This window comes from Pseudomonas sp. P1.31 (genome assembly GCF_001269815.1).
GTDB lineage: Bacteria > Pseudomonadota > Gammaproteobacteria > Pseudomonadales > Pseudomonadaceae > Aquipseudomonas > Aquipseudomonas rustica.
The window spans coordinates 41,626-54,436 of the sequence record NZ_LHVN01000005.1; the positions used below are offsets into that span (position 1 = coordinate 41,626).

Here is a 12,811-nt window from a genome sequence, read left to right on the forward strand (position 1 = left end):
TTTGATGTTGATCGTAAAAAAAAGATCAAAAGATCGCAGCCTGCGGCAGCTCCTACACGGACGATTTTCGCCATTTTTCGATGGGCAATTTGGTGATGGCAAAACCGCTCAACAAAATCGCCGAATAGATCATCAGCTCCCGGGACAGGGTTTGCCCCTCGTACCAGGCGCCGATGATCACGGCGAACACCGGGAAAATGATAAACACGAACGACAGGATGATCGGGCTCAGGCGTTTCAGCAGCAGAAAATAAACGATAAACCCGCCCACCGAGGCCACCAGCCCGAGGTAGAACAGCGCGCCCCATGAGCGTGCCGTGATGTTCTCGAACACCGGTGTTTCGACGCTCAATCCGACAATAAATAACATCGCCCCGGCAATGCCGATCGGCAGCGTGTTGTAGGTGATCACGCTGATCGCGCTGCCGTGTTTTTTCGTCACCACGTAGCACAGTGCATGCATCACGGCGGCGCAGAGAATCGCCAGCACTCCCAGCCATTCGGCCTGATCCAGATGCAGACCTTGGCTGCGAATAATCATGAAAAGACTGCCAAAACCGATGGCAATGCCGAGCATCTGCGACGGATAGATTTTCTCGCGCAGAAACAGCGCGGAAAACAGCAGGATAAATACTGGCATGCAGCTGAACAGCAACGCTGTCAGGCCCGATGAGACATGCATTTCGCCGTAGTTGAGCAAATAGTAGGGCAGGCTGAAATACGACAGCGTGACGAACACAAAAAACCAGCGGCTCTGCCGAGGGAACAGCAACGGTTCTTTGCGCAGCAACGCGAAACTCAAAAACAGTGGAAATGCGATGAGAAAGCGCAGCCCGGCCGCGGTCAGTGGCGGCACACTTTCTACAGCAATCTTGATCCCCAGCCACGTCGTGCCCCAACTCAGGCAGACGATCAGAAACAACGTGCTGGTGATCAATCCGGCAAGCCAGGGTTTGCTGATGCTGATCGGTGTGCTGACGGCGGTCGACATGCGGTGTGCTCCGAGCGGCGGAATTGACCTGGTCACAGAAAAGGTCTATCCCTGATTGAACCTGTTTTCAGCACGCTATTCGGGGCGCGAATGACTGTCAAAGTAAGTATTGCCATGGTGTCAATCCTCCGTGATGGCCTCACTCACGGGGTTGGCGTGAAGTACCAGCGCCTCGCCGATGCAGTGGAAAAAGCTATCGCTGAAGGCGTGATCGACGCTGGCTGCAAATTACCGCCGCACCGATTGTTGGCTGATAGCCTCGGCGTCACCATCGGTACGATCAGCCGCGCCTACGGTGAGCTGGAGCGTGTGGGATTGGTCGTCGCCCGCGTAGGCGATGGCACTTACGTGCGTCAGAGAGGGATGGAACGGCCGCAGGACAAAGGCTTTCGCAATGTCAGCGATGAGCCGCCCGCCTGTTTCGACATGAGCCGCAATCAGCCGATTCCGGGGCAGGAAGCGGCGTTTATGAGCCAGAGTCTGCAAGCATTGGCCAATGATCCGCGAGTGTTGCAGCAATTGACTGGATACAGCGCGGAAGGCGGCATGGCGCGGCATCGGCAGGCCGGGGCGGTGTGGTTGCAGCACGGCGCGTTTGTGCCGCACGCCGATCAGGTGTTGTGCGTCAACGGCGGCCAGCACGGTTTGTTGTGTGCGTTGATGGGGTTGCTCAAGGCCGGCGACACCGTGGTGACCGAGCATTTGTCCTACCCCGGATTGCTCAGTGTCGCTCGCCAGCTCGGGATAAAGCTGATCGGCGCGGCGATGGATGACGAAGGGCTTTTACCGTCAGCGCTGGAGGAAATCTGCCGTCAGCATCGCGTTTCGGCGCTGTATTGCACGCCGACCATCCAGAATCCTACGGCGGCGGTGATGTCCGTCCCACGACGCGAGGCGATTGCCGAGGTCTGCCGTCAGCACAATCTGCTGATCCTCGAAGACGAAGCCCACGCCGTGCTGGATCGCCAACGTCCTTTACCGCTGAGTTATTTCGCGCCGGAGCGTTCGGTGTTGATCGGCAGTTTGAGCAAGGCTGTTTCGGCGGGATTGCGCGTGGGTTATCTGCATGCGCCGCAAGCGTTGATCGGCCGTTTGAGTTCAGCCATTCGCGGTACATGCTGGATGGCCAATCCGCTGGCGATGGAGGTGGCGAGTCTGTGGATCGAAAACGGCTTGGCCGAGCGCTTGCTGGATGAGCAGATTGACGAGATTGGCCGGCGTAAGGCGTTGGTGGTCGGGGCGCTGGAGGGCTTGAATTACAAGACGCACAGCCACAGTCCGCATTTTTGGGTCGAGGTGCCGGAAGGCTGGCGGGCGTCGCAGATTGCGGCGGAGTTGAAGGAGAATAATTATCTGGTGGCGACCGCAGAGGCGTTTGCGGTCGGGCATGCGGCGGTGCCGCAGTGTATTCGGGTGAGTGTGTGTAATTCGGTGGGGGATGATCGGTTGTTGCTCAGTGGGTTTGAGGCTCTTGCCCAATCTCTCACACAATACATCCCACTGTAGGAGCTGCCGCAGGCTGCGATCTTTTGACGTTGATGTTTAAAAACAAGATCAAAAGATCGCAGCCTGCGGCAGCTCCTACAGGGGAATGCATTTCAGGTGTTCCAGATTCGGGGTGGCTGGGCTTCGCGGCCCAGCAGCACCGGGCGTAGCAAGCGCCATAAATCGATCAGCCACGCACGGGCGAGCAATGCTTCGTTAGCCAGACACCGGGCAACCAACAGCCCCGGCAATTGCGTCAAATCCCCGCGCACGTCATGCCCCAGCGAACGACAACGCTCCAGCAACTCAGCATCAATCTCACCGGTGACCAACAACGTCGCAAACACCGGATGACCATCCAGCCCGATCGGCGAATCAAGCAAACCGTCGTCACCGACAATGCGCTGGCGTTCATGCCAGAGCAATCGGCCGTCGCGGCGAATATCCAGATGCGCCTGAAAATGCCCGCGATCAAAACGCTCGCCACTGGCCGGGCGACCCAACGCCACCACGTCCCAATAAAACAACCGCGCATCACCTTCAAGATCAATCGACGTGCTCAGCTCAGCCTGAGCGGCGCTGTAGACGATGGTTTCCTGCGGCAGCCATTCCAGCGTCGCGCCGGCTGCCACTTTAAAGTCGAGTCTCTGATAAGCCGGGCCACCGGCGCGATACCACTTGGCCGCGCCGGGGCTGGTGATCTGCGCCCAGGCCTGTTGCTCGACGCGCACGCTGATGTCGAGGCGATCACCTCCGGCAATCCCGCCCGGCGGGTGGACGATGATGTGCTGGCAGACCTCGGGGCCTTCGGCGTACAGGTGCTTTTGCACGCGCAGCGGGCCGAGGTGCCGGCGCTGAACCGGACGTGTGCAATCGCCGAAACGCGCGTAAGCGAGTTCCAGCTCGGCGTGCCAGCTCGGGGTAAACAGGGCAGGTGAAACAGTCGAATTCATGGTTTGTAATTATCGTTAGGAAGCTACAGATTAGATCGTTGCCTTAGATCGTGACCAGCCCGCGCACGCCTTCGGCCTCCATATTTTCACCGCGACCCTGCTGCACGATCTCGCCCCGGGACATCACCAGGTATTGATCGGCCAGCTCCGCCGCGAAGTCGTAGAACTGCTCGACCAGCAAAATCGCCATGTCGCCGCGCGCCGCGAGTTTTTTGATCACCGCGCCGATCTCCTTGATCACCGAGGGTTGAATGCCTTCGGTGGGCTCATCGAGTATCAATAAACGCGGACGGCTGGCCAATGCGCGACCAATCGCCAATTGCTGTTGCTGACCGCCGGAGAGGTCACCGCCGCGACGCTGCTTCATTTGTAGCAGCACCGGGAACAATTCATAAATGAAACTTGGCACTTCTTTGGCTTCACTGCCGGGAAACCGCGACAGGCCCATCAACAGATTTTCCTCAACGGTCAGGCGGCCGAAGATTTCCCGACCTTGCGGCACGTAAGCGATTCCGGCGTGAACCCGTTGATGCGGCTTGAACGTGGTGATCGGTTTGCCTTCCCAATTCACTGCGCCTTCTTTGGCGGGCAGCAGGCCCATCAGGCATTTGAGCAGGGTGGTTTTGCCGACGCCGTTGCGCCCGAGCAGGCAGGTGACTTCGCCGACTTTCACGTCGAACGAGAGACCGCGCAGGATGTGGCTACCGCCGTAGTACTGGTGCAGCTTGTCGACTTGCAGCATTTCCAGATCTCCTCAAATCCCCCTGTGGGAGCGGGCTTGCTCGCGAATGCGGTGGATCAGTCCCATCAACTTTGAATGACACACCGCATTCGCGAGCAAGCCCGCTCCCACATTGGAAAGGTGTTTGCAGTTTCAGCGGCCGAGGTAAACCTCGATCACGCGCTCGTTTTCCTGCACTTGCTCAAGCGAGCCTTCCGCCAGCACGCTGCCCTGGTGCAACACGGTCACATGGTCAGCAATCGAGCCGACGAAGCCCATGTCATGCTCCACCACCATCAGCGAATGCTTGCCCGCCAGGCTCTTGAACAACTCAGCGGTGAACTCGGTTTCCGCATCGGTCATCCCCGCCACCGGCTCATCGAGCAGGAGCAATTGCGGATCCTGCATCAGCAACATGCCGATCTCGAGAAACTGCTTCTGCCCGTGGGACAACAACCCTGCCGGGCGATTGACCGAGGTGGTCAGGCGAATCGTCTCCAGCACTTCGCTGATGCGATCCTTCTGCTCACCACTTAACCGCGCACGCAAACTGGCCCAGACCGACTTGTCGGTTTTCTGCGCCAGTTCAAGGTTTTCAAACACGCTCAAAGCCTCGAACACTGTCGGCTTCTGAAACTTGCGACCGATGCCGGCCTGAGCGATTTGCACTTCGCTCATTTGTGTCAGATCCAGCGTTTCGCCGAACCACGCCTTGCCGTGACTCGGGCGAGTCTTGCCGGTGATCACGTCCATCAGCGTGGTCTTGCCCGCACCGTTGGGGCCGATGATGCAGCGCAACTCGCCGACGCCGATGTACAGATTCAGATTGTTCAGTGCGCGAAAGCCATCGAAGCTGACGCTGATGTCTTCCAGGGTGAGGATCGTGCCGTGACGCGTGTCGAGGCCCGGGCCGACGCGTTGGCCGAGGCCGATCGAGTCGCGGCTGGTGCCGGCGTCCTTGTTCGGTTCGACGGGAAAAAAGGCTGGTTCCAACATGAATTCAGCGCTCGCTGTGACTCTCATTGTTCACCTCGTTTCTTCAGCAGGCCGATCACGCCTTTGGGCAGGTATAGCGTCACGACGATGAACAGCGCGCCGAGGAAGAACAGCCAGTATTCCGGGAACGCCACGGTGAACCAGCTCTTCATGCCGTTGACCACCCCGGCACCGAGCAACGGCCCGATTAGCGTGCCGCGACCGCCAAGAGCCACCCAGACCGCCGCTTCAATCGAGTTGGTCGGCGACATTTCGCTCGGGTTGATGATCCCGACTTGCGGCACATACAACGCGCCGGCCAGACCACACAACACCGCACTCAACACCCACACGAACAACTTGAAACCGCGCGGGTCGTAGCCACAGAACATCAAGCGGTTTTCCGCATCGCGCAACGCGGTCAGCACGCGACCGAACTTGCTCTGCGCCAGGCGCCAGCCGATAAACAGGCTCGCCACCAGCAGCAACACCGTGGCCAGAAACAGCACCGCGCGGGTGCCCGGTTCAGTGATGCCGAAACCGAGAATCGTGCGGAAATTGGTGAACCCATTGTTGCCACCAAACCCGGTCTCGTTGCGGAAAAACAGGAGCATGCCGGCGAAGGTCAGGGCCTGGGTCATGATCGAGAAATACACGCCTTTGATCCGCGAACGGAAGGCGAAGAAACCGAACACCAGCGCCAGCAAACCCGGCGCCAACACCACCAGACACATCGCCCAGAAGAAGCTGCTGGTGCCGGTCCAGTACCACGGCAATTCGCTCCACGACAGGAAGGTCATGAACGCCGGCAGACCATCGCCGGCAGCCTGACGCATCAGGTACATGCCCATCGCATAACCGCCAAGGGCGAAGAACAGACCGTGGCCCAGCGAGAGCAAACCGGCGTAACCCCAGACCAGATCCAGCGCCAGTGCGACGATGGCGTAACAGAGGATTTTGCCGACCAGCGTCAGCGTATACGCCGAGATGTGCAGCGCATTGTCGGGCGACAACAACGACAGCAGCGGCAGGGCGATCAGCAGGGCGAGGATTACCGCACCGATGGCAATGGTGACTTTCGGCCCGGCCTTTTGCGTGGCCGTGACTAACAGAGGCTGGTTCATCAGTCGATCACCCGTCCTTTCAGTGCGAAGAGGCCTTGCGGACGTTTCTGGATAAACAGAATGATCAGCGCGAGGATCAGGATCTTGCCGAGCACCGCACCGATCTGCGGTTCGAGAATCTTGTTGGCGATGCCCAGGCCGAATGCTGCGAGCACGCTGCCGGCCAACTGGCCGACGCCGCCGAGCACCACCACCAGGAACGAGTCGATGATGTAGCTCTGACCGAGGTCGGGGCCGACGTTGCCGATCTGGCTCAGCGCCACGCCGCCGAGGCCGGCGATGCCCGAGCCGAGGCCGAAGGCGAGCATGTCGACGCGACCGGTCGGCACACCGCAGCAAGCCGCCATGTTGCGGTTCTGGGTAACGGCGCGGACGTTGAGGCCCAAGCGCGTTTTGTTCAGCAGCAACCAGGTCAGCACCACCACGAACAGCGCGAAAGCGATGATGACGATGCGGTTGTACGGCAGCACCAGATTCGGCAGCACTTGAATACCGCCGGACAGCCACGCCGGGTTGGCGACTTCAACGTTCTGCGCGCCGAACAACAGGCGCACCAGTTGAATCAGCATCAGGCTGATGCCCCACGTGGCGAGCAATGTTTCCAGTGGGCGGCCGTAGAGGTGACGAATCACCGTGCGCTCCAGTGCCATGCCGATTGCGGCGGTAACGAAGAACGCCACCGGCAATGCGATCAACGGATAAAACTCGATGGCTTGCGGTGCGTAGCGCTGGAACATCAACTGCACCACGTAGGTCGAGTAGGCGCCGAGCATCAGCATCTCGCCGTGGGCCATGTTGATCACGCCGAGCAGACCGAAGGTGATGGCCAGACCGAGCGCGGCCAACAACAGAATCGAACCGAGGGACATGCCGCTGAAGGCCTGACCGAGGATCTCGCCGATCAGCAGTTTGCGTTTGACTTGAGCAAGGCTGGTTTCGGCGGCGGTGCGCACCGTGGCATCGGCTTCGACGCCGGGTTCGAGCAAACCTTCGAGGCGCGTACGGGCCAGTGGATCGCCGGTTTCGCCGAGCAATCTCACTGCGGCGAGTCGCACGGCGGGGTCAGTGTCGACCAGTTGCAGATTGGCCAGCGCCAGGCTCAGGGCGGCGTGGACGTTGTCATCTTTTTCGCCAGCGAGTTGCTGGTCGAGGAATTTCAGCTGCGCGGGTTTCGCGCTTTTCTGCAATTGCTGCGCGGCAGTCAGACGGATTTTGGCGTCGGCGGCGAGCAATTGGTGGCTGGCCATGGCGGTGTCGATCAGACCCCGCAGGCGATTGTTCAGGCGCAGGGTTTTCGGCTGGCCATCGATGGTCAACTCGCCTTGTTGCAGGGCGCTGATCAATTCGATACGCGCCGGGTCGGGCTGCGCGGCCCAGGTTTCCAGCAGTTTGGCCTGTTGCACGGGATTGGCCGCGACGAAGTCTTCGGCATCGCCGGCGTGGGCCAGCATTGGCAGCAACAGTGCGATGGCGAGAAGCAAGCGGTGTATGGCAGTGCGCATATGCGTGGCCTTGCGTAGTGATCGTTCCCACGCTCCGCGTGGGAATGCAGCCCGGGACGCTCCGCGTCCCCAAAGCGGACGCAGAGCGTCCGTTGAGGCATTCCCACGCAGAGCGTGGGAACGATCAGGTTGAGCGGGATAACTCAGTTGCTCTTCACCGCATAATCCGGCTTCTTGTCGTTGCCCTGAATGAACGGGCTCCACGGTTGCGCACGGATCGGCCCTTCGGTCTGCCACACGACGTTGAACTGACCATCGGCCTGAATCTCGCCGATCATCACCGGTTTGTGCAGGTGGTGGTTGGTCTTGTCCATGGTCAGCGTGTAGCCCGATGGCGCCGCAAAGGTCTGCCCGGCCAGCGCCTCACGCACCTTGTCGACGTCAGTGGATTTGGCTTTTTCAACCGCCTGAGCCCACATGTGGATACCGACGTAAGTGGCTTCCATCGGGTCGTTGGTCACGGCTTTGTCCGCGCCTGGCAGGTTGTGTTTCTTCGCGTAGGCTTTCCAGTCAGCGACGAATTTCTTGTTCGCCGGGTTCTCGACGGATTCGAAGTAGTTCCACGCCGCGAGGTTGCCCACCAGTGGTTTGGTGTCGATGCCGCGCAGTTCTTCTTCGCCGACCGAGAACGCCACGACTGGTACGTCGGTGGCTTTCAAACCCTGGTTGGCCAGTTCTTTATAGAACGGCACGTTGGAGTCGCCGTTGACGGTCGAGATGACCGCAGTCTTGCCACCGGCGGAGAATTTTTTGATGTTGGCGACGATGGTTTGATAGTCGCTGTGACCGAACGGCGTGTAGACCTCTTCGATGTCCTTGTCGGCCACACCTTTGGAATGCAGGAACGAACGCAGGATTTTGTTGGTGGTGCGCGGATAAACATAATCGGTGCCGAGGAGGAAGTAGCGCTTGGCGCTGCCGCCTTCTTCGCTCATCAAATATTCCACCGCCGGGATCGCTTGCTGGTTCGGCGCGGCGCCGGTGTAGAAGACGTTCGGCGACATCTCTTCGCCTTCGTATTGCACCGGGTAGAACAGCAGACCGTTGAGCTCTTCGAACACCGGCAGCACCGATTTACGTGACACGGAAGTCCAGCAGCCGAACACCACGGCGACCTTGTCCTGAGTCAGCAACTGCCGGCCTTTCTCGGCGAACAGCGGCCAGTTCGACGCAGGATCAACCACCACCGGCTCAAGCATCTTGCCGTTGACGCCGCCCTTGGCGTTGATCTCGTCGATGGTCATCAGCGCCATGTCTTTGAGCGACGTTTCGGAGATCGCCATGGTGCCGGACAACGAATGCAGAATCCCGACCTTGATGGTCTCGGCGGCCTGGACAGTCCAGGTCATGCCCATCGCGGCAATCGATGCCGTGAGTGTGAAAGCCTTGATCAAACTGCGACGCTTCATTGTGCGATCTCCATGAACATTTGAAGTTTTTTTGGTTGGCAGATGCGGACGACTGAAGGCTGTTTTGCAAGGGCTGTGCCCGGTCGGGTTCAGGCAGGAAAATGTCGTGTTAGAGCGCTTGTGCGGTTTTGCGCTGCACCACGAAGGGACGCGCAGGGCGCGTTGGTGCATGCGGTCGCGCCACTTTGGGGCGCGGAGGGACAGGTCGCTGAACAGCGGACGTGGGAGCAGAACTGCTCCCACGGTATGAAGGGGGTTCAGCTCTTGACGCAGTTTTCCATGCCGTGACCGCCGCCTTCGTATTCAGGGCCGTAGTAGTACTTGGTAAAGGACGCTTTGCCGTCAGACGACGTGCTCATTTTGGCGATACCCACGCCAAAATCTTTGAGTGCCGGGTCGGTATGCGCGAAGTAGATGGCCAGTGATGTTGCCTGGGCGGCCGCGAAACCGTTGTAAAGCGACTTGTCCGCCAGCGTCAGAGTGAAGGCGTATGCGCCGTATTCACCCGTGCTCTGCCCGGCATTCAGTTGCATATCGACAGTGCCCTTGAACTCGCCGATGTGGCTGTCCATGCCGGTGCATGCGTAGGTGCCGCTGTAGTCCGTGCCGGTAAACGGCGCTTGCGCCGCCCAGGCTGGCGCGGTGATAAATGCGATGGATGCGATTATTTTTTTGAGCATCGTGCTTACCCTATCTTCTGTGGACAGACGCCTTTCGACGGATACACGCCGAATATTGCGCATCTGATCGCCAACGGTTCAGCGATGGCGAGAGGCTAAGGAGCGGACGTCTGACAGACAACCTGAAAAGTTCGTAGGAAATTTCCGTTTTCGTGGTTTTGGCAGATGTAGTTGTCGACAGGAAATCTGGTTCCGGGCAGGGCTCTGGCGATCTAACGGATTCAGCGACGACGCATCAATCCGATGAAGAACAGACCACCGATAGCCGCGGTGGCGATGCCGATCGGCAAGTCTTCCGGCGCGATCAACGTGCGCGCTGCGACATCGACCCAGACCAGAAAGATGCTGCCAAGCAGCACGCACGCCGGCAGCAAACGCCGATGCTCGGCACCGACCAGGCGCCGCGCGATGTGCGGCACCATCAGCCCGACAAAACCGATCGAGCCACTGATCGATACCAGCACACCGGTCATCAACGAGGCGATGACGAACACCCGTAAACGCACCGCGCGCGCATTCAAACCGAGGGTCACGGCGGTCTGCTCGCCGGCCATCAATGCGTTCAACGGTCGCGCCATGCCCAGCAGCAACATCAACCCGAGCAGCACGCTGGCCGCTGGCACCGCGAGCAACTCCCAGCGCGCCAGCCCGAGGCCGCCGAGCATCCAGAACATCACCGCCGAACTGGCGCGGTGGTCGCCCATGAACAGCAGCAGATTGGCGATCGCCATCATCACGAACGACACCGCCACGCCACACAGCAGCAAGCGGTCACTGTCGAGCCGGCCATGGCGACTGGCAATCGCCAGCACCACCAGCATGCTCAACAACGCGCCGATGAACGCGGCGATCGGCAAGGTCAACAACCCGACAATTTCGCCGACGTGCAGCACCACGATCACCGCGCCCAGCGTGGCCCCGGAGGTGACGCCGAGCAGATGCGGATCGGCCAGCGGATTGCGCGTCACCGCTTGCAGCACCGCGCCGATCAGCGCCAGCCCGGCACCGACCAGCGCGCCGAGGAGCATGCGCGGCACGCGGATCAGCCAGACGATATGTTCCTGTCCGGCGCTCCAGTTCACCTCGCCAACACCGAAGGCCTTGTGCAGCAAAATCTGCCACACCACGTCCACCGGCACCCGCGCCGGGCCGAAGCCGAGCGAGACCACGCACGACACCAGCAACACGGCGCCGAGGGCGAGCAGCAGCAAGGCATAGCGACGGTTGATCATTCGCCGTGGAAACCTTTGGCCAGGGTTTCAACGGCCAACACGTTGTCGATGCCCGGCGTGGCTTGCACATACGGAATAACGATGAAGCGCTGGTTCTTGATCGCATCGACCGATTGCAGGGCTTGGTTATCGAGCAGGAACTGGATCTTCTGCTCCGCCGTGATTTCGCTGTAGTCGACGATCACGATCACCTGTGGATTGTGTTCAACCACGGTTTCCCAATTGACCCGCGTCCAGCTCGCGTCGACGTCATCGAGAATATTGCGCCCGCCCGCCGCATCGATCAGTGCTTGCGGCATGCCGAGGCGGCCAGAGGTCATCGCGCGGTCTTCGCCGCTGTCATAAAGGAACACGCGCGGCTTTTCTGCTGGCAGGTCTTTGCGCACGGCAGCAACTTGCGCCTGCATGTCGGCGATCAGGGCATTGGCGCGATCCTGCACGTCGAAGATTTTGCCGAGGTTGCGCAGGTCGTTGTAAGTGTCATCCAGCGTCGCCGCCGGGCGCTTCATCACGAAAGCGCAGGACTCGGTCAACTCGTAGACATTGATGCCCAGCGGTTGCAGGGTTTGCGGCGTCAGGTCGCCGCCGACGCGCATGCCGTAATCCCAACCGGCGAAGAAGAAATCGACGTTGGCGTTGAGCAGGGTTTCCACCGACGGGTACTTCGCCGCGAGCTCCGGCAGACCGTCGAGCAGCGATTGCATCTCGGGTGTCACCGACTTCCAGCCACTGACGCCGCTGTAGCCAGCCATCCGCGATTTGAGGCCGAGGGCGAGCATCATCTGGGTCATGTTGATGTCGTGGCTGACCGCGTGTTTTGGCGCTTCCTTGAAAGTCACGTCGCGGTTGCAGCTGTGCACGGTCAGCGGGTATTTCGTCGATTCGGCCAAGGCTTCGGCACTGCACAACAGAAGGGCGACGCAAAGCAGGGAACGCAGGGTCATGGTCGGGTTATCCAGGTGATTCGCGGGTAGCCGTGGAGGGGATGCGCGTCGATCAACGCCTCGACGCCAAACACCTCGCGCAGTAATTGTTCAGTGAGGACTTCTTGCGGCGTGCCGCTGGCGACGATGCGGCCGTGATTGATCACGTACAAACGGTCGCAGAACGCGGCGGCCAGATTCAGGTCGTGGATGCTGGCGAGGGTGCCGATCTTCAGGCGTTTGACCAGTTGCAGCAATTCGAGCTGATAGCGCGGGTCGAGGTGATTGGTCGGCTCGTCGAGGATCAGCAGTTGCGGTTGTTGAGTCAGGGCGCGGGCGAGAATCACCCGCTGCTTTTCGCCGCCGGAGAGGGTGGCGAAGGCGTGGTCTTCGAAGCCTTCGAGGCCGACGGATTTCAACGCTTGGGTTGCCAGATCACGGTCTTCCCGGGTGTCGCCTTCGAACAGACGTTTGTGCGGCGAGCGGCCCATGGCGACGACTTCTTCGACGGTCAGGCCGAAGGCATCGGGGAATTCCTGCAAGACTACGGCGATGCGTTGCGCGCACCAGCGTGAGGATTGTTTCCAGACGTTGTGGTGATCGAGTTTTACCTCACCGCTTTCCGGCGGGCTGAAGCGATAGGCGCAGCGCAGCAGGCTGGTTTTGCCGCTGCCGTTGGGGCCGATCAACCCGACGAACTCACCGGCGGCCACCTGCAACGAGGCGTCACGCAGCTGGAACTGGTGATGACAGTGGCCGTGGCCCAGCGGTGTCCAGGCGAGGTCGGTGAGGGTGAGTGAGGTCATGCTTCTGCTC

General features: G+C 60.1%; 12 protein-coding genes. 1 reads left to right on the forward strand and 11 read right to left on the reverse strand.

All coding sequences use genetic code 11. From position 1 onward, the window contains the following. Window positions 1-52: 52 nt before the first annotated feature. A complete protein-coding gene (locus AD669_RS02820) occupies window positions 53-991 on the reverse strand; it encodes a DMT family transporter (RefSeq protein ID WP_053116872.1) in 939 nt (312 codons plus the stop codon). A 90-nt stretch (window positions 992-1,081) separates the two neighbouring features. Between AD669_RS02820 and AD669_RS02825 the strand changes: the two genes are divergently transcribed. Beyond that, on the forward strand, window positions 1,082-2,497 hold the full coding sequence (locus AD669_RS02825; protein ID WP_053116873.1) for a PLP-dependent aminotransferase family protein: 1,416 nt from the start codon (window positions 1,082-1,084) through the stop codon (window positions 2,495-2,497). A gap of 92 nt (window positions 2,498-2,589) precedes the next feature. Here AD669_RS02825 and AD669_RS02830 read toward each other — a convergent pair whose 3' ends face one another. The 10 genes from AD669_RS02830 to AD669_RS02875 all read right to left on the reverse strand — a co-directional run bounded on the left by AD669_RS02830 (window position 2,590) and on the right by AD669_RS02875 (window position 12,801). After that, a complete protein-coding gene (locus tag AD669_RS02830; protein ID WP_053116874.1) occupies window positions 2,590-3,429 on the reverse strand; it encodes an urease accessory protein UreD in 840 nt (279 codons plus the stop codon). 43 nt (window positions 3,430-3,472) lie between these two features. After that, window positions 3,473-4,171 carry an urea ABC transporter ATP-binding subunit UrtE gene (gene urtE, locus AD669_RS02835; RefSeq protein ID WP_053116875.1) on the reverse strand — a complete coding sequence of 233 codons (699 nt, stop codon included), beginning with the start codon at window positions 4,169-4,171 and terminating at the stop codon, window positions 3,473-3,475. 132 nt (window positions 4,172-4,303) lie between these two features. After that, the gene (gene urtD / locus AD669_RS02840; RefSeq protein WP_008078129.1) at window positions 4,304-5,173 is read right to left on the reverse strand and encodes an urea ABC transporter ATP-binding protein UrtD; all 870 of its coding nucleotides are present in this window, start codon (window positions 5,171-5,173) and stop codon (window positions 4,304-4,306) included. Then, window positions 5,170-6,249: an urea ABC transporter permease subunit UrtC gene (gene urtC / locus AD669_RS02845; protein WP_053116876.1), complete on the reverse strand. Its 1,080-nt coding sequence runs from the start codon at window positions 6,247-6,249 to the stop codon at window positions 5,170-5,172. Before urtC ends, urtD begins: the two co-directional genes overlap by 4 nt. Beyond that, the gene (urtB, locus tag AD669_RS02850) at window positions 6,249-7,751 is read right to left on the reverse strand and encodes an urea ABC transporter permease subunit UrtB (RefSeq protein ID WP_053116877.1); all 1,503 of its coding nucleotides are present in this window, start codon (window positions 7,749-7,751) and stop codon (window positions 6,249-6,251) included. The genes urtC and urtB overlap by 1 nt, the downstream gene beginning before the upstream one ends. 143 nt (window positions 7,752-7,894) lie before the next feature. Next, on the reverse strand, window positions 7,895-9,160 hold the full coding sequence (urtA, locus tag AD669_RS02855; protein ID WP_053116878.1) for an urea ABC transporter substrate-binding protein: 1,266 nt from the start codon (window positions 9,158-9,160) through the stop codon (window positions 7,895-7,897). 257 nt (window positions 9,161-9,417) lie between these two features. Next, window positions 9,418-9,840 carry a hypothetical protein gene (locus AD669_RS02860; RefSeq protein ID WP_053116879.1) on the reverse strand — a complete coding sequence of 141 codons (423 nt, stop codon included), beginning with the start codon at window positions 9,838-9,840 and terminating at the stop codon, window positions 9,418-9,420. A 221-nt stretch (window positions 9,841-10,061) separates the two neighbouring features. Continuing rightward, window positions 10,062-11,072 (reverse strand): iron ABC transporter permease, encoded by a 1,011-nt coding sequence (locus AD669_RS02865; protein WP_053116880.1) that lies wholly within the window; start codon window positions 11,070-11,072, stop codon window positions 10,062-10,064. Beyond that, window positions 11,069-12,016, reverse strand: a complete 948-nt coding sequence (locus AD669_RS02870) for an ABC transporter substrate-binding protein (protein WP_053116881.1) — start codon at window positions 12,014-12,016, stop codon at window positions 11,069-11,071. The genes AD669_RS02865 and AD669_RS02870 overlap by 4 nt, the downstream gene beginning before the upstream one ends. Then, window positions 12,013-12,801: an ABC transporter ATP-binding protein gene (locus AD669_RS02875; protein ID WP_053116882.1), complete on the reverse strand. Its 789-nt coding sequence runs from the start codon at window positions 12,799-12,801 to the stop codon at window positions 12,013-12,015. Before AD669_RS02875 ends, AD669_RS02870 begins: the two co-directional genes overlap by 4 nt. Between the last annotated feature and the right edge of the window lie 10 nt (window positions 12,802-12,811).

Coding starts and splice junctions, on each gene's coding strand:
- AD669_RS02825 (WP_053116873.1), top strand. CDS start 1,082: ATGACTGTCAAAGTAAGTATTGCCATGGTGTCAATCCTCCGTGATGGC.
- urtD (WP_008078129.1), bottom strand. CDS start 5,173: ATGAGAGTCACAGCGAGCGCTGAATTCATGTTGGAACCAGCCTTTTTT.
- AD669_RS02865 (WP_053116880.1), bottom strand. CDS start 11,072: ATGATCAACCGTCGCTATGCCTTGCTGCTGCTCGCCCTCGGCGCCGTG.
- AD669_RS02830 (WP_053116874.1), bottom strand. CDS start 3,429: ATGAATTCGACTGTTTCACCTGCCCTGTTTACCCCGAGCTGGCACGCC.
- AD669_RS02870 (WP_053116881.1), bottom strand. CDS start 12,016: ATGACCCTGCGTTCCCTGCTTTGCGTCGCCCTTCTGTTGTGCAGTGCC.
- urtB (WP_053116877.1), bottom strand. CDS start 7,751: ATGCGCACTGCCATACACCGCTTGCTTCTCGCCATCGCACTGTTGCTG.
- urtC (WP_053116876.1), bottom strand. CDS start 6,249: ATGAACCAGCCTCTGTTAGTCACGGCCACGCAAAAGGCCGGGCCGAAA.
- AD669_RS02875 (WP_053116882.1), bottom strand. CDS start 12,801: ATGACCTCACTCACCCTCACCGACCTCGCCTGGACACCGCTGGGCCAC.
- urtE (WP_053116875.1), bottom strand. CDS start 4,171: ATGCTGCAAGTCGACAAGCTGCACCAGTACTACGGCGGTAGCCACATC.
- AD669_RS02820 (WP_053116872.1), bottom strand. CDS start 991: ATGTCGACCGCCGTCAGCACACCGATCAGCATCAGCAAACCCTGGCTT.
- urtA (WP_053116878.1), bottom strand. CDS start 9,160: ATGAAGCGTCGCAGTTTGATCAAGGCTTTCACACTCACGGCATCGATT.
- AD669_RS02860 (WP_053116879.1), bottom strand. CDS start 9,840: ATGCTCAAAAAAATAATCGCATCCATCGCATTTATCACCGCGCCAGCC.